17 protein-coding genes are annotated in these 20,611 nt (G+C 48.7%); 10 read left to right on the top strand and 7 right to left on the bottom strand.

All coding sequences use genetic code 11. The features are described from left to right. Nucleotides 1–18 precede the first annotated feature (18 nt). The 6 genes from ACEW81_RS11780 (at nt 19) to ACEW81_RS11755 (ending at nt 6,868) form a co-directional block, all read left to right on the top strand. Entirely contained in the window at nt 19–1,524 is a 1,506-nt protein-coding gene (locus ACEW81_RS11780) for a hypothetical protein (protein ID WP_373533185.1), read from the top strand. Between the two features lie 70 nt (nt 1,525–1,594). Continuing rightward, nucleotides 1,595–3,241 (top strand): tetratricopeptide repeat protein, encoded by a 1,647-nt coding sequence (locus ACEW81_RS11775; RefSeq protein ID WP_373533184.1) that lies wholly within the window; start codon nt 1,595–1,597, stop codon nt 3,239–3,241. 72 nt (nt 3,242–3,313) lie between these two features. Further along, entirely contained in the window at nt 3,314–4,333 is a 1,020-nt protein-coding gene (locus ACEW81_RS11770) for a sulfotransferase (RefSeq protein WP_373533183.1), read from the top strand. A gap of 19 nt (nt 4,334–4,352) precedes the next feature. After that, nucleotides 4,353–5,282, top strand: coding sequence for a sulfotransferase domain-containing protein (locus tag ACEW81_RS11765; protein WP_373533182.1), 930 nt, complete (start codon nt 4,353–4,355; stop codon nt 5,280–5,282). 177 nt (nt 5,283–5,459) lie between these two features. After that, nucleotides 5,460–5,930 (top strand): Lrp/AsnC family transcriptional regulator, encoded by a 471-nt coding sequence (locus tag ACEW81_RS11760; RefSeq protein WP_373533181.1) that lies wholly within the window; start codon nt 5,460–5,462, stop codon nt 5,928–5,930. Between the two features lie 53 nt (nt 5,931–5,983). Further along, nucleotides 5,984–6,868 (top strand): hypothetical protein, encoded by an 885-nt coding sequence (locus ACEW81_RS11755; RefSeq protein ID WP_373533180.1) that lies wholly within the window; start codon nt 5,984–5,986, stop codon nt 6,866–6,868. A gap of 76 nt (nt 6,869–6,944) precedes the next feature. Here the strand turns inward: ACEW81_RS11755 and ACEW81_RS11750 are convergent, their stop codons facing one another. From ACEW81_RS11750 to ACEW81_RS11725, 6 genes are all read right to left on the bottom strand, one after another. Next, nucleotides 6,945–7,673 carry a biotin--[acetyl-CoA-carboxylase] ligase gene (locus tag ACEW81_RS11750; RefSeq protein ID WP_373533179.1) on the bottom strand — a complete coding sequence of 243 codons (729 nt, stop codon included), beginning with the start codon at nt 7,671–7,673 and terminating at the stop codon, nt 6,945–6,947. Beyond that, entirely contained in the window at nt 7,646–8,584 is a 939-nt protein-coding gene (locus ACEW81_RS11745) for a hydroxymethylglutaryl-CoA lyase (RefSeq protein ID WP_373533178.1), read from the bottom strand. The genes ACEW81_RS11750 and ACEW81_RS11745 overlap by 28 nt, the downstream gene beginning before the upstream one ends. Nucleotides 8,585–8,652: 68 nt before the next feature. Next, entirely contained in the window at nt 8,653–9,159 is a 507-nt protein-coding gene (locus ACEW81_RS11740; protein WP_373533177.1) for an acyl-CoA carboxylase biotin carboxyl carrier protein subunit, read from the bottom strand. Continuing rightward, the gene (locus tag ACEW81_RS11735) at nt 9,147–10,688 is read right to left on the bottom strand and encodes an acetyl-CoA carboxylase biotin carboxylase subunit (RefSeq protein ID WP_373533176.1); all 1,542 of its coding nucleotides are present in this window, start codon (nt 10,686–10,688) and stop codon (nt 9,147–9,149) included. Before ACEW81_RS11735 ends, ACEW81_RS11740 begins: the two co-directional genes overlap by 13 nt. A gap of 48 nt (nt 10,689–10,736) precedes the next feature. Then, nucleotides 10,737–11,549 carry an enoyl-CoA hydratase/isomerase family protein gene (locus ACEW81_RS11730; RefSeq protein WP_373533175.1) on the bottom strand — a complete coding sequence of 271 codons (813 nt, stop codon included), beginning with the start codon at nt 11,547–11,549 and terminating at the stop codon, nt 10,737–10,739. Between the two features lie 184 nt (nt 11,550–11,733). Next, a complete protein-coding gene (locus ACEW81_RS11725; protein ID WP_373533174.1) occupies nt 11,734–13,344 on the bottom strand; it encodes a carboxyl transferase domain-containing protein in 1,611 nt (536 codons plus the stop codon). Between the two features lie 455 nt (nt 13,345–13,799). On the opposite strand from ACEW81_RS11725, the gene ACEW81_RS11720 reads away from it, so the two are divergent. Continuing rightward, nucleotides 13,800–14,057, top strand: a complete 258-nt coding sequence (locus ACEW81_RS11720; RefSeq protein ID WP_373533173.1) for a hypothetical protein — start codon at nt 13,800–13,802, stop codon at nt 14,055–14,057. A 75-nt stretch (nt 14,058–14,132) separates the two neighbouring features. Here ACEW81_RS11720 and ACEW81_RS11715 read toward each other — a convergent pair whose 3' ends face one another. Next, nucleotides 14,133–16,826, bottom strand: a complete 2,694-nt coding sequence (locus tag ACEW81_RS11715) for an HD domain-containing phosphohydrolase (protein WP_373533172.1) — start codon at nt 16,824–16,826, stop codon at nt 14,133–14,135. A 343-nt stretch (nt 16,827–17,169) separates the two neighbouring features. Here ACEW81_RS11715 and ACEW81_RS11710 point away from each other — a divergent pair, with 343 nt between their 5' ends. The 3 genes from ACEW81_RS11710 (at nt 17,170) to ACEW81_RS11700 (ending at nt 20,490) form a co-directional block, all read left to right on the top strand. Beyond that, nucleotides 17,170–18,711 carry a GGDEF domain-containing response regulator gene (locus ACEW81_RS11710; RefSeq protein WP_373533171.1) on the top strand — a complete coding sequence of 514 codons (1,542 nt, stop codon included), beginning with the start codon at nt 17,170–17,172 and terminating at the stop codon, nt 18,709–18,711. 81 nt (nt 18,712–18,792) lie between these two features. Further along, on the top strand, nt 18,793–19,860 hold the full coding sequence (lepB, locus tag ACEW81_RS11705; protein ID WP_373533170.1) for a signal peptidase I: 1,068 nt from the start codon (nt 18,793–18,795) through the stop codon (nt 19,858–19,860). 144 nt (nt 19,861–20,004) lie between these two features. Continuing rightward, nucleotides 20,005–20,490: a bifunctional nuclease family protein gene (locus tag ACEW81_RS11700; RefSeq protein ID WP_373533367.1), complete on the top strand. Its 486-nt coding sequence runs from the start codon at nt 20,005–20,007 to the stop codon at nt 20,488–20,490. Nucleotides 20,491–20,611: the final 121 nt, after the last annotated feature.

Raw genomic sequence — 20,611 nt, 5'->3', positions numbered from 1 at the left:
TTGAGGGGCTGTGTTGGAATGCATTCTAAGGTTATGAAAAAACTGGTGGTTATTACCTCCGATTTATACGTTCGCAATTATATTCAATCCAATGCTTTGCACTTAATTCAGGATGAGCATTGTTATTTCATCGCCTCCAGCCAGGTTTCTTTAAAACAGGAACTAGAGGCTTTGCCCAACTTTCTGGGCTTTTTCGAGTATGGTAACGATCTTCATCAAAAATACATGTACCTGTCCAACGTGCTGATGTTGCGGCATCAAAACCGCTCCAAAACTTTCAAGTTCCGTTTTCGTCGCAGGGCTTGGCAGGTGTGGGATCAGTTGGCTGAGGCTGAAGTCTTAAAGTCGAAAACTTATCGAGCCCTTCCCAGAGTTTTGCCCAAAGCGTTGCGGTTGGGATGGGCACGTCTCAACCAAATTAAAAAAATGAAAAAAAATGATAAAAAAACGCTGAAAATGTGGGTGTTGGGGCGCCCTGTTCTGGCTGAATTGTTTGTGTGGAATTTTCAAAGAAATATCAAGCCAAATCCAATGTTAAAGGAAATGCTGGAAGCCATTCGGCCTGATTTGGTTATTTTTCCTTCTACGGCCATTGATGCGGCAGGCAATGATTTGATTCGCTTGCAGCGTCCGCTAAATTATAAAACGCTTTTCTTAATTGATAACTGGGATAATCTTTCCAGTAAATCCGTGTTTATGCGTCTTCCTGATTATATAGGGGTATGGGGGACGCAAGGCAAAGAACACGCCATTAATATTCATGGGTTTTCTCCCAATCAAATTTGTGAAATGGGTACCCCTCGTTTTGAACCCTATTACAAGACGGTGGAAACCTATTTGAACACGGGTGAGCGGCCCAGTAGTCCTTATGCGTTTCCTTATATTTTGTATGTGGGCTGCTGTATTCCGTTTGATGAAATGACGTCATTGAAAATGCTGGATCAGGCGTTGATTCAATATAATCAGAATCGTGCCGAACCAGTGTATCTGGTCTACAGGCCCCACCCATGGCGTATCAAGCGAGCCTGTCCAGACCGCTTTGAGCAGGCCGATTTTCGGTATGTGCAACTGGACGAACAATTGAAGGAACAGTACTACACCCCGCAAGCGACGGGCTTGTTTCAGCCCTCACTGGATTACTATCCCCGCTTGCTGATGAACGCCCTGTCGGTGGTCGGCCCATTGACCACCATGTTGATTGAAGCCGCCATTTTTAGAAAAAAAATTCTGGCGTTTGCTTATGATGACGGGGTGCATATGACCAGTCCGTCTCACGCGCTGGAAAATTATCTGCATTTTGAAGGCATTACCGAAATCCCGCACTGGTATTTCGCAAAAGAACTTCAGCAATTGCAAGATACATTTTTGGCCTTCATCAGCAACGATCAGGAGCAGGTTGACTGGGAAGCGCAAAAGGGAAGTCTCGGTTATTACCTACACCACGATGATCGCGCTTATGCCGAGCGCTTAAAGGATTTTGTATCGCAAATCCAAGAGGGAGAAACCTGGGCAATGCGAGTTTAGGCGTTGCCAGGTATATCAACGGGCCAGCAGTCTTTTTTAAATAAATTGTAGTGAGAGAATTTTAGGCGTTATGGGACTCAAAAAATCAATTTTTAAAACAACATTAATCACCAGTTATAAAATATGGCTTTGCTTTTTTCCAAAAGCTGGCCGTCTCTATTACAAAGTAGGAAAGTTTTATGAGAAAAAAGGGCAGCTGGATGCCGCCTTTAACTATTATTTAAGTGCCAAGCGACACAAGCCCCATCTCATTAAAATTGATTACGGCCTGGGTTCTGTTCTTTATAAAAAAGAGCTTTATGCGCAAGCCCTGCCCTATTATCAAAAGACCTTTGAAAAGCACCCTGACGATCTTCAGCTGGCCATTCATTTATTAAAAATACTCAAAATTTTTGGGCATTCCGAAGAATTTTTAAGGGTTTGCAATTTAGCCCTACGGCACCACCCGGACAATGTTCATCTGCTGTCTTCTTTAATTGATATGCAGCGGTGGTCCTCAACCATCAACGATGAATCATTTGAGCATTTTAAACAAATTGTAAGTAGAGATAAAACCATTAAAACTGCCAGACCCTTTACTCTGATTGCGGAAATTCTGGGTGAACAAGGCCTGCCTGAAGAATCACTGTCTTATTTTAAAACGGCGCTTCTATTGAATCCCAAGGATCACAAAGCGCGTTATTTACAAGCGTTGCCTCTGCTGTCACTGGGCAGGCTTCAGGAAGCCTGGGTTTGCCTTCGTTTAAGAAACAAACCTCGGGATTTAAGACTGCCTCACAGTACGCCAGAGTGGGCGGGCCAAAGCTTAAGTGATGCGCATATTCTGATTTACGCGGAGAAGGGTATTGGAGATGAAGTGAGACTGGCTTCTATCTACAATGAAGTTATTGAGGCAGCGGGTCAGACCACCATTGCCTGTGAGCCACGCTTGATGACGCTGTTTCAGCGCTCCTTTCCGCTGGCTAACGTGGTGGGCTTGGGGCGCTTGTTTTCTACGCTGGGTTGTACGGTTAAGCCGAATAAAAATCCTGTGTGCTTAACGACATGGGGAGGTAGCTCTTCGTTTGATTATTACCTTCTGGCGGGGGATTTACCGGTTTTTTTCAGACCCGATTACGCTAGTTTCGGAGCATCGGAAGCTTATCTGAGGCCGAATCCTACGTTGGTTGAAAAGTGGCGTGATCGTGTGCAAGCGTTAGGCACCGATTTAAAGGTCGGGATTTGTTGGTCTAGCGGGGTTTCCAACTTCAAGCGGAGCCGTGAATATACCTTACTCCGCCACTGGGAACAAGTACTGCAATTACCTCATATTTCATGGGTCAATCTGCATTATGGCGGCATGGCTGAAATTGAGGAAGAAGAGGCCCGTTTGGGGGTTCGTATTCACGGTTGGGATGATCTGGATTTAAAAAACGATTTGGAAGATATGGCAGCCTTGATCGATCAACTGGATGTGGTGATCTCAGCCGCTACTTTAATTGCGGAGCTTTCGGGGGCCTTGGGTAAACCAACCTGGCGGCTGATTAACACCACCCACCCGGCCAATACCTGGCGGGTCTGGCCGGGCACTTCGCAAGATTTGTGGCATCCCAGCATGATACAGGTGAGTTCCCAACCCATTGGGAATGTGCATGAGCTGATGGAGAAGGTTTGCGATGCGCTCAAGGCGATGTCCGCACAGGCAAAGACTGAGGGCCAGACGGCGGTGTTGTCATAATGCCTGTGTTTGATTCTGGGGCCTTTTTAATATTTAATAGTTGTAGCTTCTCATTAGTTGAAAGTGGTTTTAATGAATTCATTTTTACCCGTTTCCCCGGCTTCTAACACCCGATCGGTCGTGAAAATTAATCAGCCTTTACTGTTAATTTCCGAAGTGCAGCGCTCTGGGGGTACGTTACTGTCTCAACTGTTTGACGGCCACCCTCAGTGCTTTGCCCATCCTCATGAAATCAGTTGGGGGCGGCCTAAAAAATGGCATTGGCCCAATTTGGATTTAAGCGCTTTATCTGCTTCTGAATTATTTTCCGCTTTGGATGAACCTTGGCTGGAAGATTATGCCGCTCGTGGTTATTACAAAAAAAATCCTAAAACCAATGTAGAAACCTATCCATTCCAGTTTGATCGAGAGCAACAACGCGCCATTTTTTCAGAATGTCTGGCGCATTGTAATCCTTTCAGTCAAAGAGACGTTCTGGATGCTTATAATACGTCGTTTTTTAATGCCTGGAGTGATTATCAGGACCTTCATCAACCCCATAAAAAGTTTGTAACCGGCTTCACCCCCCGTGTGGTCATGCACAGCGACAGCATGAATCGATTTTTCAGAGATTATCCCGATGGGTTTATGTTCTCTTCCATCCGTCATCCGGCCAGCTGGTATTCTTCAGTGATTCAGCATGGTTATCAAAAGCATGGGGGCATTCCCGAAATCATGGCATTCTGGATGGAGTCCACATTGGCTACGCTGGCCATGTCGGCGCAGTATCCAGAGCAAGTGTATCCCCTGCTTTTTGAGGATTTGATACTGGACACCGATCGTATTATGGCTGAAATATGCCATTTTACCGGACTGGAGTTTTCCGAGGCGCTGTTAAAGCCCACTTTTAATGGCAAGCCGATTCAGTCCAACAGTCATTATGATGCGGTTTATCATGTCGATACAGCGGTGGTAGAACGCTATAAAGCCACGCTGAGCGCGGATGAAATTGAGCAAATTGAATCACTGACGTTTTCTGTATATCAACAAGCGCAACAGTTTATTAGAGACAGGCACGGGCTTTCATTCAGCCAAACGCCAACACCTGTTTGAATTATCGGACACCGCAATTATGGAAAAAGAAATCATTATCCATGTCGGTATGCACAAAACCGGCACTACTTATTTGCAAGAGCATATTTTTCCAAAACTGGATGATGTCTATCTGGTGAGCGTTAATACTGTTGTTGATCCGATTAAGCGTTTTTTGAAACACCTTTTTTCCAGAAACGTTTTACTGCTGGATCTGGGGCAAATTAAGGTTGAAATAGAGGCCTTTATAGAAAGCCTGCCTCAAAACAAAATACTGATCAGCAATGAGTCTTTGTTTGGATTTTTTCATGAAAATTATTCTCACAACAAAATGTTTGCGGATTACCTGAAGCTGATGTTTCCCAATGCTAAAATTCTGGTGACAATTCGCAGACAGGATGACTGGTTAGAATCGGCTTACAAACAAGTCATTCACGCTGGACTTTCCATTTCCATCAATCACTTTCTCAATTATTTTGACGGAAGATTCCACAGCTATGCTTCCAGTGCCTACAAAGAAGGCCCCAATATTGATGTTCGCACCCTGGAGCTGGGTCGGTTTATACAGAATTATCAGCATTTGTTTAGCCCTCAAAATGTGCTGGTTTTGCCTTTCGAAATGCTACGCAATGAACCCAGTCGTTTCTTAAGTACTTTTTATGATTTTGCTAAAATCAAACCCTATTTTCCGCAGTCAAAAAAAATGTCAAACCGGGGTTACTCTTTAATTTCCGCTTATTTGGCGCTTGGGTTTAACCGTTTAACGTTTTTGGGCCGGGGAACGCGTAAAAAATTATTGCGTCCCCTGCTTGAGCGCACCATCGACCGCTGGTTTTACATTAAACATCAATTCATTAAGCCCAACATTCGCGCTGAAATTATGAAGATACACCAGAATCATAATCGTGAACTGGCTCAGTTGACGGGCCTCAATCTTCAGCAATATGGTTACTACGTAGAAACCCGGTAATCGTTGGGGCAATCAAGATTCAGGCCTTTTCTCAAAGTCTCTTGGTGCTTGAAAGCAAATCAATGCGCTGATGGGTTCTGTTGGTTTCACAAAAAACGCCTGCCTTAGATTGTTCGGTATTGAGACATCCAAACAAAAGGTATTGCTATTAACCTATTTTTAAACTAAATAATATTCATGGATGCTATCGATCAACAGATATTGCGGCTTTTAATGCTGGACGGCCGACTGAGCAATAGCAAGCTGGCCAAAGCCATTGGCTTGTCAGAATCAGCCACGCTGGAGCGGGTTCGGCGACTGGAAGCATCGGGGGTTATTCAGGGCTACACGGTTCGGGTAGAGCCTTGGCAAGTGGGGTTGAATCTGGAGCTTTTTATGACGTTTACCCTCAAGGATCAGCACCCTAGAGAAATTGCGCGCTTTGAGGCCATTATTCAAGACATGGACGAAGTGTTGACTTGCGCTCAAACGCTGGGACATGCCGATTTTCTGGCCCATATCGCCGTGAAAGACATTCAGGGGCTGTCTGCCTTTATCAATCAAAAGCTGCTGCCTTTGGGCTGCATTGAACGCATGGAGTCAATGACCGTGCTGAACATTATGAAACGGGCGCATCCGCCGTTGTCTGCGTTGCACATAAACCAATAATCAACCATTCCGTTTTTGTCAAAAATCGTATAAAGTGAAGGAGGGGAAGCACCATGACTACATTAGCAATTGGGATAGAGGGCGACATCATGGCTCACCAAACCCAGGATTTGAACCAAATGGACTATGAAAGCTTTACCAAACTGGTGGAGCACGAGTTTTTGCAGCACCCGGTGGTGGTGAATAACCGCTACACCCAATGGTTCGCCCATGGCGAGGCCACCTTGCCCGAGTTGCGCCATTTCACCATTCAGTTTTCGGTGTTTTCCAATTTATTTTTGATTGCCCAGTTGAAGAAAATGCTAAACGCCGATTCGCTGGAATCCATGCATCAGGCCAAAGAAATTTTGGCCAATGAACTGGGTGTGATTTTTAACCACAAAAGCAAGCAGGTGGTGGCGGTGAATGCCGATAATCAGGACCAGGAAGGCGATCCTGAGTTTGTGAGTACGGAAGGCACCATTGAAGGCGGTACTTTTCGCTTTGGGGCCGCTCACTTTGAGTGGTTGCTCAAGTTTGGCAAGCCGCTCAATCTGGGGTTTGATGACTTGGGCAAGCGTCGGCATGGCACCCAGTCTACCCTCTTTTTCTGTGATGAGCTTTCCCGCTTGTACGGCAGTGAAGATGCCAGTATTGCCGCCGGGGCCAGCTTTGCCATTGAGAATTGGGCCGCCGCTGGCTTTTGGCAAGAGCTGGAAGATGGGTTGCTGAAAATCCGCAAAAGCAAGGTTCCTGATTTATCGCTGGCCTTTTTTGCATGGCATAACCGGTTGGAAGCCCAGCATGCCGCCCACACTCAGGAAGAGCTAAAGGAAATTTTTCAGGACCCACGCTTTGATCGGGCTAAATTTTTAGCCGGAGGCAAAGAAATGCTGGAAGGCTTGGCCGCTTTTTGGAGCGGCTTGGAAACCGATCGCCAGAATCATGTCGTGGCCTGACTGTAGTCCTAAATTCTAATCCAAAGAATATTTTTTAAATCTCCAAAAGCCATCGGCCCAACCGGTGGCTTTTGGTTTAGTCTTCAGGGGAATCATGGGTTTTGCCGTCATTCTGTTGTTTAAAATGCTCGTAGCGTTCTAATATCAGCGCTTCTTGTCCGTTGATTAATTGCTGGTAGAAGCGATGCACGTTTTGGGCAATGGCTTGGCACAGTTCCCGCTTGATGGCATCGGGGTGCCACTGGTTAAAAATCTGCTCGGCAATGCAATCTTGCAAGCTAACGGGTTGATTGCCACGGGCTTCTTGCGCGCAACCGGCGGCCACATCCGTATGTCGAAACAGATTGATGCCAATGCCGGTAATCAAGGCTTTGCACTGGTTGCTGCTCATGAGGCTTTCTACCAAAATGCCGCCCAGTTTTTGGCCCTGCACATACAGATCATTCACCGGCTTGAGTTGAATGCGCAAGCCGGTCAGCTCCTCAATGGTTTCGGCGCAAGCGGCACCGGCCGCAAGGGTGAAAGTGGGGGTGAGGGGTACAGTGTGGGGTTGCATTTCGGCCAAAGTACTAAAAGGATGCACCAGCGAAAAATAAAGCCCCGCGCCTGATGGCGAAATCCAGGGCCTCCCCTGCGTGCCACGCCCTGCGGTCTGGCTGTCCGCCCGAATCAGGGTTAAGCGTTCCAGCGTTTCCGATTGCAGCAGACGACGGGCTTCCTCGTTGGTGGAATCCAGTTCGGTGTATTCAATGTATTGAAAGCTGGACGGTGAAGAACTCATGCGCTTGGATGGATAGGGGGGCAATCGGGTGTTCCCAGATATTGTAAATTGCCGATGTCCGAAACCAGATCATCGGTGTTTTTTAAAACCCTGAGAATGGAAGCAGAGGCATCCGCCAGCTTGCTTGCGTCAATGCCGGTTTCAATGCCTTGTGCATGCAGGTAATGAACCAACGCATCGGTGGAGAGGTTGCCAGAAGCCCCCGGTGCGTAGGGGCATCCACCCAGCCCACCGGCAGAGGAATCGAAGCTGGAAAGCCCAAGATCTAGCGATGCTTGTACGTTTTCAATGGCCAAGCCGTTGGTATCGTGAAAATGCATGGCCATTTTTTCCAGTGGCAGGGCTTTCAAAAGGGCGGTCATGGTGGTGCGAACATCGTCGGGAACGGCCTGTCCAATGGTGTCTCCAATGGACAGTTCATGAACGCCCATTTCCAGCAGGCGTTGGCAAACCTCTAGTACGGATTCGTGTTTAATTTTGCCTTCAAAGGGGCAATAAAAGGCGGTGGAAATATAACCCCGAACCCAGAGGCCTTCCTGCAAAGCTTTTTCCACCACCGGCTTAAAGGCCGCAAAGGATTCCTGAATGGTCATGTTGATATTGTTTTGAGTAAAGCTATTGGATGCCGCCGTAAATACCGCAATTTCCCGAATGCCAGACTCCAGAGCGCGTTCCAGCCCTTTTAAATTTGGCACCAGTGCCGAGTAGTGAACACCGGCTCTGGGCTGCAAGCCCCGCACCACTTCCAGTGCGTCTGATAACTGAGGAACGGCTTTGGGGTGTACAAACGAGGTGACTTCAATATACTTTAAGCCCGCATCGGCCAGCTTGTGAATAAAATCCAGCTTGGTGCCAGTGCCAATCAGCGCTTTTTCATTTTGTAAGCCGTCTCTGGGGCCTACTTCTGTTATTTTGACTGATTTTACTGAAGTCATGAGGGGTACCTCTTGTTTCACCGATTGCCAATGTTATTTTATTGTAAATTGTCTGTTTTAAATAGCCATTAAATGGACAGTGTCACTAGGATAGCGCCCATGTCCACCAGTTGATTTTCCTGACAATGCACCTGTTCTACCTTGCCCGTTTTAGGCGCGGATAGCGTCATTTCCATTTTCATGGATTCCATAATAATCAACGGCTGGTTGGCTTCCACCGAGTCTCCCGGTTTGACCAATACCTTCAGCACCGTTCCGGGCATGGGCGCTTTGATGGCGCCATCCGAAACAGCGGCGGCGGACTGCCCTCCGGCTCGACGACTGGCGGCGTTCACCAAGTCGAGATGGTAGGTCTTTCCGCTCAGCCAGATGGAAAGCGTGTCCTGTTTTTGAGTGAGATAAAAGGGCAGAATGCGACCCTGATAATGCAGCCATCCCTCGCCGGGGGCGGTCACGCTCACCTGCCCGGAATGCACCACGCCATCCAGGGTGATTGAAAACTGCTGGCCCGCCAACTGGCAATCCAGTTGCTTGGGCTCCGTTTGATTCGGAATTTTTAAGCTTATTTTTGACATGTCAGTTGCCTCCAGCCGCCTTTGAGGGACCAAGGCGATGGTTTTATTACGACGTTTGCGGTGCTTCCGGTCTGTGAGTGAGTGCCGCTTTGATTGCGGGTAGATGCACTCAAAGTAGAGGCACTTAAAGCGCCCAGTAGCAGGGCCTCAATAGGCGTTTCGGTTTCTTCGGTGAGAATGGGGTTTTCTTCCAGAAAATGGGTGTGAATATCCCCGGACTGAAATTGAGGATGATCGATGATGGCCTTGAGGAAAGCCAGGTTATTGGCCACTCCCAGCAAGGCAAATCGGGACAAGGCCCAGCTCATTTTCTGCAAAGCGGCCTCCCGGTTTTTCCCCCACACAATCAGTTTGGCCAGCATGGGATCGTAATGCACGGTCACTTCCGATCCCTCTCGAACCCCGCCATCCAGCCGGATAAAAGGCCCCTGAGGCGGACGATACACCGCCAGTTTTCCGATGCCCGGCATAAAATTCCGGGCCGGATCTTCGGCGTAAATGCGGCATTCAATGGCATGCCCATCCTGCTTTAAATCGGCTTGGGTAAAGGGAAGCGGCAATCCTGCGGCCACCATAATTTGCAAGCGAACCAAATCCTGATGCACGGTCATCTCAGTGACCGGATGCTCCACCTGTAAGCGGGTATTGACTTCCAGAAAGTAAAAAGCGCCATCTTCAGCCAGAATAAATTCAACGGTTCCGGCATTGGTGTAGCCCATGGCCTTGGCCGCTTTGACGGCGGCTTGGCCCATGCGCTGCCGCAAGTCGTTATTTAAGGCCGGGGAAGGGGTTTCTTCAATAATTTTTTGGTGGCGTCGCTGAATGGAGCATTCTCGCTCAAACAAATGCACCACGTTGCCCTCATGGTCCCCAAAAATCTGAAATTCAATGTGCCGGGGCCGGGTAATGTATTTTTCCAGAAACACCCGAGCGTCTCCAAAAGCGCTTTGGGCTTCTCGGGCGGCGGCGGCAAAAGCGGCTTCCAGCCCTTCGGCTTCTTTCACCAGCCGCATGCCTTTGCCACCGCCCCCAGCGGCTGCTTTAACCAGCAGCGGATAGCCAATGGCAGCGGCTTCTTTTTGAATGATGGAAAATTCAGTTTGCAAATCGCCGGACCAGCCGGGAACCACCGGCACACCGGCCTGCTGCATTAAATTTTTGGCAATGATTTTATCGCCCATATCCCGAATCACACCGGGTTCAGGGCCAATAAACACAATGCCCGCCTGCGCGCAGGATTGGGCAAAGGCGGCGTTCTCCGATAAAAAACCGTAGCCGGGGTGAACGGCATCCACCCCCAGCGCTTTGGCCTGCTCCAGAATAAGGTCCGCTTGCAGGTAAGTATCCGCCGGTTTTTCTCCGGGCAAATGAATCAGTTCATCGGCGGTGCGGGTATGCTCGGCGCTCAAGTCGGCATCAGACGCCAGAGCCACGGCCAAAATGCCCATTTCCTGAATGGTCTTCATGACCCGAACCGCAATTTCCCCACGGTTGGCGACTAATATTTTTTTGAATAATGGCTTTTGCACATCAGACCCTTTTTTCAGTTTTTTAAATTTTTTAACATGAATTTTAGGCTATGGAATGGGGGCGCTTTCGGCGATCCACTCAGGCGCTCGCTTTTCCAGAAACGCTTTCATGCCTTCCTGACCTTCTTTGGAAATGCGTCGCTCGGCAATCATTTTGGTGGTAATATCCACCGCCCGATCCCAATCGTAGCGGTTTACTTGCTCAATCAGCACCTTGCTTTGGGTAATGGCTTCCGGGCCATTGGCGCAAAGGGACTGAACAATGGCATCAATCTTCAAATCCAAAGTCGGCACATCCGCCAGTGTTTCCGAAATCAGACCGATTCTTTGGGCCTCGGCGGCGCTGAATTTTTCGGCGGTTAAAAAATAGCGGTGGGCGTGACCCTGCCCGATTTTTTTCAGCACAAAGGGAGAAATAACCGCAGGCAGCAAGCCCAGTTTCACTTCACTTAAACAAAACACGGCGGAATCCACAGCGAAGGCCATATCGCAAGCGGCCAGCAGGCCAACCCCACCCCCGAAAGCGGCCCCATGCACCCTGGCGATAACCGGCTTGGGGCAGTTGTGAATGGCTTTCAGCATGGCGGCCAGCGCATGGGCGTCTTCCACGTTTTGCTCAAACGAATAGTCCACCATGGCTTTCATCCAGTTCAAGTCAGCCCCGGCGCAAAAGGATTTGCCTTCCGCCTGAAGAATGACCGCCCTGACTGGTGAGTTTTTGTTGAATCCACTGAAGGCAGACTGTAACTCCTGAATCATGACCTCATTAAACGCATTGTGCAATTCCGGCCGATTCAGGGTGATGCGGGCTATGGGCTGGCCTGCGGCCTGCTCAATGGAAATCCGAACAAATTCTCCCATTGGGGGTTCCCCTCTTAGCTCTCTTCTTTGCCTCTCTCATTGCAATAGGGTAGCAGGAAAACGAGGGCTTTTGAAGAACCGCGACCACAAAAACAGCCTCTTCCCTAAAACGGCAAAGAGACTGTTTGGGGGAGAGAAGGGGCGAGCTTGTGTGCGATCCATTTCCAGTGCAAGCCTTACCGGTTTAAAAACGGAATACCCCGTGGCCACGCTCTGGGAATGGGGCATTGAGGGAAGCGGCAATGCCCAGGCCTAAAACCATGCGGGTGTCGGCGGGATCGATAATGCCATCGTCCCACAACCTTGCGGTACTGTAGTAAGCGCTGCTTTCACGGGCATATTTTTCAAGGGTGGGGGCTTTAAACGCTTCTTCTGCCTCAGCGCTTAAGGCTGGTTTTTCATGGGCGGCCAGCTGATCTTTTTTGACGGTGAGCAGCACGTTAGCGGCTTGTTCTCCGCCCATCACCGAGATTCGGGCGTTGGGCCACATCCACACTTGCCGAGCGCCAAAGGCCCGTCCGCACATGCCATAATTGCCAGCCCCGTAAGAACCCCCGATAATGACCGTAAATTTGGGGACCGCAGCGTTGGATACCGCCATTACCATTTTGGCCCCATCCCGGGCAATGCCACCGGCCTCGTACTGACGGCCCACCATAAAGCCGGTGATATTTTGCAAAAATACCAGCGGAATGCCCCGTTGCCCGCACAGCTCCACAAAATGGGCGGCTTTTAAAGCGCTTTCAGAAAATAAAACCCCGTTATTGGCGATAATGCCCACCGGATACCCGAAAATGCGGGCAAACCCACACACCAGCGTTGATCCGTACAAGGCCTTGAATTCGTGAAAGCGGCTGCCGTCTACCAAGCGGGCGATAATTTCCCGTATATCGTAGGGCTTGCGAATGTCCTTGTTAATGATGCCGTAAATTTGATGGGGATCATACAGCGGGTCTTCGGGAGTATCCTGATTCAGTTGGGCTTTCGGGCGCCGGTTCAGGTTTTCCACGATATTTCGGGTGATGGCAATGGCGTCTTCATCATCCAGGGCATAGTGATCGGTCACGCCCGAAGTGCGACAATGAATATCCGCCCCACCCAACTCTTCCGCCGATACTTCCTCGCCGGTAGCAGCCTTTACTAGCGGTGGTCCGGCCAGAAAAATGGTGCCCTGCTTTTTCACAATCACACTTTCATCGCACATGGCCGGAATATAAGCGCCCCCGGCGGTACAAGATCCCATCACCACCGCAATTTGGGGGATGCCTTTGGCCGACATACGGGCCTGGTTGTAAAAAATGCGCCCAAAGTGATCTTTATCGGGAAACACTTCATCCTGCATGGGCAAAAAAGCCCCGCCGGAATCGACCAGATAGATGCAAGGCAACTGGTTCTCTTCAGCGATTTCCTGCGCCCGTAAATGCTTTTTAACGGTCAGCGGAAAGTAGGTGCCGCCTTTGACGGTAGCGTCATTGGCCACAATGACGCACTCAATGCCCTGAATGCGCCCAATGCCGGTTACTAGTCCCGCACCGGGGGCGGCGTTGTCATAAAGTTCGTCGGCGGCCAAATGGCTGAATTCCAGAAAAGGCGCGTCCGGGTCCAGCAAGGCGTTAATGCGATCCCGTACAAACAGCTTGCCCCGCTGGGTATGCTTTTCAATCAGGGCCAAGCCCCCGCCTTGATGAACTTTTTTAACCCGTTCTCGAAGTAACTCTACCTGCTGTTGCATGGCTTCGTAATTTTCCAGGTAAATTGGGTCCTGGGTATTTATGGTTGTGTTTAGTACATCCATGATGTGCGCATGCCCCCGATTGCCTCATTCTAAACGGTGCCTAAGGTAAAAAGTCCGTGTTGACAACGGATTAAAAAGTCTGAGTGGTTAAAAGAAGCCATTAATTTGCTTTATCACCCAACAATACTGATTTCAGGTTACATTGTTTGTAACAAAAAGACGACTTTCAAACAAATTGTAAACGAATATAAAGTCCAATTTTTTGGCAGAGGTCGGCCAATCCGTTTGAGGGTCTATCATTCCACAAAAGTCATGCATTTGTAGTGTAAAAAAAACAAGGGGACCCTTTAAATTCATGGCCATCAGATCTATAATAAGAAAGTCGGTATACTTTTTGAACTAAAGTGGCAGTGAAAGGTATGCAGGCGATTACCAGATTCCCTCCGAAGTCCTCGACATGCCACTTGCGAGCATCGGATTCGACCCAAAGTCCCATTCGAAGGAACATACCAATCATGTACTACGATGGTCACGTCCATATCGAAGAAGAAGATCAGTGTTATTCCTGTGAGTATTTTCTCAAAGGGGTAATGTGTCCGCTGCTGGAAGCGCTGGCAGTTGGCGTCGCTCATCTGGATGGAGACGTTCAGGTCAAGAATTGTGGTTTTTACGTGGAATTTAAACGGCATTTGCAAGTGGTGGACAAAAGCGAGGTCGCTAAAAATGACACCCCGCCCGCCAACGACAAAACCCGTCGCTTTAAATCCACTTAAGGGAAAATCCTGTCCCCTGTAAAACGCCGCTGTTCTTGAGTCATCGCTGCCAAAGCCTTGCGGGCAACGTTTTTTCTACTCCAGCTCCCCACTATGATGATACAAACTGGTAAACACCCGGTGAATATCGGCTTCGCCCTTACTCATGGATTCCTTGTTCATGCATTTGTAATATTCGCCAATGGTAATTTGTTTATCCACCTGTTCGTGCAGAATTAACCCTTCTTCGCTCACCCCGCTGCCCCGATCCATTAACAGCACCAGGCTGAGGCGGTGCAGGGGAATGTTGAAAAAGCCGTCCACGCATTCCGGATCGAAGTGAGATCCTGCGTCTCGCTTGATGATGGTGAGTACTTTATCGAAAGCCATGCGGTTTCGATAATGCCGACGAGAGGTAATGGCGTCGAACACGTCTGAAATGGCCAGTATTCGACCGGAGAGCAATATTTCACTGCCTTTCAGCCCCCGGTGATAACCGCTTCCATCCATTTTTTCGTGGTGAGAGGCGGCAATTTCCGGTACCAGTTGCAAATGGCGCTCAAAGTGTACGTTTTTTAAAATTTCGTGGGTGTAGTACACATGCTTTTGAATATGGCGGTACTCTTTTTCGGTGAGTCGTCCGTCTTTTTTTAAAATCTCTTCTTTAATGCCAATTTTTCCAATGTCGTGCAACAACGAAGCGTATTTCAGCGCTTCCAAATCGGCGTGCTGCATTTCCATTTCCTCGCCCAGTAGCAGGGCGTATTCGGCCACCCGTTCGGAATGACCGGCGGTAATGGGATCTCGGGCGTCAATGGTGCTGGAGAGTGTTTTAACAAAACTGTCAAAAGAAATTTTCATTTCCTGGGCCATGGTGGCGTTTTCCAGGGCCACGCCAGCGTTCACCGAAATGGCGGTGAGCAAGTCCTCATCCACTTTGTCAAAATGGGAAACACGTTTGTTCAGGACCTGAAAGACCCCGATAATTTCCATTTTCCGGTTTCGCATGGGCATGCACAGAATATTGTGGGTGCGATAACCGGTTTTGCGATCAATGTCCTGATTAAAGCGAGGGTCTTCATAGGCGTCTTTAATATTCAGGGTTTCGCCGGTTTTAACCACATAACCGGCCAGGCCCAGGTGTGCCGGAAAACGCACTTCTTCGCTGGTATCAAACCCAGTGGCCACTTTGGACCACAATTCATTCTGCTCGCGATCGTAGAGAAACACCGTGCAGCGATCGGCGCTTAAGGCTTGCTCGGTTTCATCTTTAATGAGCGTTAGCAGTTTTTCCAAATCCCGCTCGGCAGCCATGGCTTGCCCTACCCGCATGAGAGATACCAGTCGCTGGTTGGGATTCTTCTGGTCCTCAGCAGCTTCTTTTTCGCTGAGGGAAGACAAAGCCTCCATCAGATTGGTTTCTTTCTCAAAAACCCGATCGTGGTTGGCCCGTTTTTCTACAATTTCTTGCCACTTGCGCTCATCCAGCCGAAAAATCTCATCTTCAATATGGCTAATGATAAAACTAAGGCCGTTGCTCTCGGCAATTCTCAAGGATTCCATCATGCTGGCCAGCGCCAGTTTGGGTTCATTCAGGCTGAGATAAATTTTGCCCAGCTCATAATAGGTTTTGGCCAGTTCAGCAATGCTGCCCTCTTCCTTGAAAATGGCAATCACTTCACTGATTTCCTCAATGGCCTTGGCTTCTTCGCCTTGCCGGTAATGGATACAGGCCAGCAGGCGGCTGCCCATGGCAAACCCCTTGCGGTAATTATAACGCTTGAATATGGGCAGCACTTCCTGCTCCAGCAATTGGCAAGCGCTGTCAAAATCCATTTGATTGTATTGAATATAAGCTTTGTAGAACTGGCTTTTGCCGTAAGGAACCCGCATGCTTTTGTTGGTGCATTCCTGCTCTACTTCCTGAATAAACGCCTTGGCTTTGTCCAGATCGGCCTGATAAATGCACAAACGGATTAAATCGTTTTTAATCCGGGCGCAACGGTATAAATCCTGAAGATCGATGGCAATGTGCAGGGCCTGATTCAGGAACTCTTCGGCCCGGCCATATTCTTCCCGCAGAATATAAATGCGCCCAATAATCTGGCAAGTGACCGCCTGCTCATACACGCAGCCCACCCGTTTTTTAATGTCCAGCGCGTTTTGCAGGCAGTGAATGGCCCGGTAATAATCGTTGGTATGCTCATAATGAACGGCCAGACTGTCCAGAATGCGGGCCGCTTCCAGGCCATCGGCCCGGCAGAAGGTGCGGGCGTACATAAAGTGTTTGACGGCTTCCCCGTAATGCTTTTCCCGGTATTTGGTCAAGCCCTGATAGTGCAGCAATCGGGCCCTGATCTCGTTAATTCCCGGCTCATGCATATGCACGTTCATCATTTTGAGTGATTCGGTAAACAGGCGAGCGGACTTAATAGGGCCATCCTGAACATCGCTGTTGTATTTAATCCAGGCCAGTTCCACCAAACATTCAATGGCCCCCAAAAAATGACGATCCATCAAAAAGAGCCCGTAGGCTTTTTCCAGGGCTTCCACCGCCTTTTCTGAATCCTTTTTGAAGTTCAGCAGCAACCCTGATTCGTAAAGCGTTCGGGCTTCGGCGGAGGCCTTTTCATTCAGGGGCTTATTTTGAACAGGTGCAGGTTCCAGATCGGCAAATAACTGGTTAATTTCTCCCGCAGGCTCTCCAACCGACACCATTCCCTCAATGGAATCATAGAGCGGGTAATCTTCGTAAGGCTTGCTATTCAGATTGTCTGAACCGTTTGTCATGCTTCCAATAGGGCTTTCTATCAGTAATCGCAATGGTTAAAGTGCAATGTATGCTCAATCCGGGCTTTACCGCTCTGGGTCCGCCCCGCCAGTAAAGAATAAGCCAGAGAAGCGGTTGAAGGAGAAAAACGGACGCACTGGCACAAGCAGAGAATCTCCTATAGGCATCATATGAAAATTATGCGGAATTTGGCGTCCATCAACTGATGGAGTTTTAAAAAGCACCGGTTTCCGAACTTGAAAGCGCGTTTTGAATGTGGCGGGCAAACGACTTGATGTTTCGACAAGAAAAGACCCAAATACGAGATATTGAGGTAGTATAGAGTTTAAAGTTTTAGAGTTTTTGATTGGTGTTACCGTGGTTTCAGAGAGAAACAAACCGCAAGAGCTTACAGAGCAGGGCTTAAGCCCAACAAGCGCCCATAAATCGCTGATTCTGATTATTCATCAGGATGAGTTGATGATTAACGCTTGTCGGCTGGCTTTGGAAAAGCACGGTTACGAGATTGAATTTGCCCTGGATGGAACCGAAGGCATTCAGAAGGTGTACCGGTTGATCCCGGATGTGATACTGGCTGGCAGCGCTGTGCCGGAATTGAATGGCTATCAGATTTGCCGACTGGTTAAAAATGATCCGGTCATGCGAAAGATTCCATTGCTGCTGGTGGCCGATCAAACCTTCAAGATGGATCGGTTCTGGGGCATGAAGGCCGGGGCGGATGATTTTCTGTCTATGGAAGAAGTGTCTTCCCGCTTGCTCCAGAAAATTCAGATGGTGCTGGAAATATATGACCGGGTGGATATTGAGGAAAAGCGGCTTTTAAAAATCAACAACGAAAAAAATCCATTTAATATCCGCACCCGGCTCAATCAGATTTTAGATACCGCGCTGGTGGAATCCATGCTGATGGTGGAGTTTCGCAGTCTGGCTGATCTGGTGCATGATTCGGCTTTATTGAATTACATGCTGTTCAGCCTGCTGGAAAGTATTCTGGAATATGATGCGGCGGCCATTTTCTTTAACGACAACAACAAAGGCCCCCGAGTCTTAACTTTTCACCTGCCCGAGCGGCGCCAGCAACCGGCCTCTCAAATTGAAAAACTGATGGACACCTTTTTTAACCGCTACAAAGATCGTGGATTAACCAGCGCCCAACTGGAACTGCGGGAATCGGAAGTGATTGGGGCGCTGGATGATCAGGCTGTGCCGGTGGAATACGCCACTACGTATGTAAAAGACATCCAGCTGGATTCGGGGTTGATTGGCGCTTTGGTGCTTTATTCGGTACACAAGGTGGACTACTCCCGTATTTTCCCCTTGCATTTAATTGAAGATGAAATTCGCCTGCTAATGAAGCTGCGGCATTTGTACACCCAGGCCGAAGTGCTGGCCATTACAGACAGTTTAACCGGGTTAGTCAATCACAAGCATTTTGTGAGCGTGCTGCAACGAGAATTTAAAGCGGCAAAACGCTATGAGCAGTGCTTGAGCTTGGCCTTGGTGGGCATTGACAACTTTAGACAGCTTAACGATGAATGGGGCCACGCTTGTGGCGATGAAATCCTGCGTCATGTGTCCAGGGTTTTGGAAGCCTCCTTTCGGGGGGTGGATATTCTGGCCCGCTTTGGGGGCAAGAATCTGGCTATTTTGTTACCCCAAACACCGGGCGATCAGGCGTTCATTGCCTTGGATCGGTTCCGGTTAAAGGTTGCTGAAATGCCTCTGAGTTGGCAGGACGGTTCCATCCAGCTTTCCATTTGCGGCGGGTTAACCTCATTAAGTGAAGGGTGTCCCTCCATGTCGGTGCTGATTCATCAGGCAGAAAATGCTTTGACTCAGGCCCGTAACAATGGGGGTAATTGCATTGAGATTTCAAGCGACTGATATTAAAATGAGTGTTCTGATGCCCTGACTGGAAGGTTTTGTTAAGGCAGTCAGCATACTCAGAGGCACGAGGATTCCCCATTGGAAGACGTACGCTACTCGGAAGACGTCAAGGACGCCATTCACCTGGCAGGTAAACTGGCCAAAAAGCAAGGACAGGCCCCGATTTCGGATCGGGTTTATTTGTTGGGCTTGCTCATGACCCATCGCAAATTTAACCGGCTGGACAGCCTGCTTCAGGAATTGGGGATTTCTCCCGGCAAAGCGGCTCAGCGCCTTAAAAATAATTTGAAAACACCCACCCCTGCCCCCACCAGTGATTGGTTAAAAAACGCTGAACTCATGGCGCAGGCCGCACGGCCCAATGCTGGAAAACCCGCCTTGATGGAAGTGGAGCATTTACTGAAAGCGTTTTGCCTGTCGCCCGATCCGGTGGTTTCGGCCATTATGCAAGAAAACCGGGTTTCTGCCGAGCGCGTTGATCAGGCCATGGCACAGGCTCACCGGAAACAGGGGCGAAATACCCTATTGTTTCTGGGCAAAGAGCTGCTGGAAGTGATTGTTTTTGTTCTGTTTTTCCTGATTTTAATCAAAAGCTTTTTGGGCGAGTTACGACTGATTCCCTCTGAATCTATGGTTCCGGGGCTTCAGGTGAACGATCGATTGGTGATTGAGCGAGTTACCCGGTTGAACCGCCCTTATCAGCGGGGAGATGTGCTGGTGTTTTATCCGCCCATGAGCCAGTTGAAAAAAGATCCGTGGAGTTTGTTTCTACGCTGGACAGGTTTTTCTGGCCTGATTTACAAAAAAGATGATTACATTGATGTGGCCTACATCAAGCGTTTAATCGGGCTTCCTGGTGATATGGTGGAGGTTCGCCCCGGCGACGGGGTTTATGTGAATTCCAAAAAACTGGATGAGCCTTATGTCAACGAAGTTTCTGAAACCTGCACTTTGGTAAAGCCAGAGCCTTATTGCGGAGCCGTCAAAGTGCCTGATGGACAATACTATATGATGGGCGATAACCGGAATCAAAGCCTGGATAGCCGTTACTGGGGTTTTGCCCGAAAAGAACGCGTGATTGGAAGAGCCGTGTTTCGGATTTGGCCTCTGGATCGAATCGGCGCTTTGCCAAAGCCCGCTTACTAAGTAGTGAAGCATTGCTCTGAGCAGACTTCCGAATTTCAATAAAAATAAAGTATAATAAAGCAATGGAATCGAGAGAAAAGGGGCTATGCTATTTCTGCTGAGGATAAAAATTTAGAGAGTTTACCTCTGGTTGAATTGTATGTGATGGGGATTGCGCTGGATACTCGGACCGGCACCCCCATTGTGGTGCTTAACGATCAGGAAAACCGCCGCGCCTTGCCTATCTGGATTGGAACAGCTGAGGCCAGCGCCATCATTCGGCAGTTGGAAGACATCAAGTCTGCTCGGCCCATGACCCATGACCTTTTGGCCAATGTGGTTGAAGCCACCGGTTTTAGCATTACCAAAATTGAAATTAACGACATTAGTTCAGACACCTATTTTGCCAGCATTTATATGGCCCACTCCGATGGTACCGTGCATGTGATTGATTCCCGGCCTTCGGATGCCATTGCCCTTGCCCTGAAAGCCAAGGTTCAAATTTTCGCAACGGCCAACGTCATGGCCGAAGGTACCATTTCTACTGATCAGGAGCGAGACGAAGCTGAGGCTCAGGAGTTCAAAAACTTCTTAACCGATTTGAAGGCTTCTGATTTCAAATTTGAAGGCGAGATTGAATCCGATCAATAGCGTGTTGGCCTGATTAGAGGCCCTGTTTTTTCATTCATTGTTCATCTGTTTTTTTTAAATCATTACTAAGTGCCGAATTACTGTGGATGGCGACCGTTCATGGTCAGTTACTGTCTTTTGG

It is taken from the genome of Vampirovibrio sp. (assembly GCF_041737375.1).
Taxonomy (GTDB): Bacteria; Cyanobacteriota; Vampirovibrionia; order Vampirovibrionales; family Vampirovibrionaceae; genus Vampirovibrio.
This window is presented reverse-complemented; position numbering and strand designations above follow the sequence as displayed.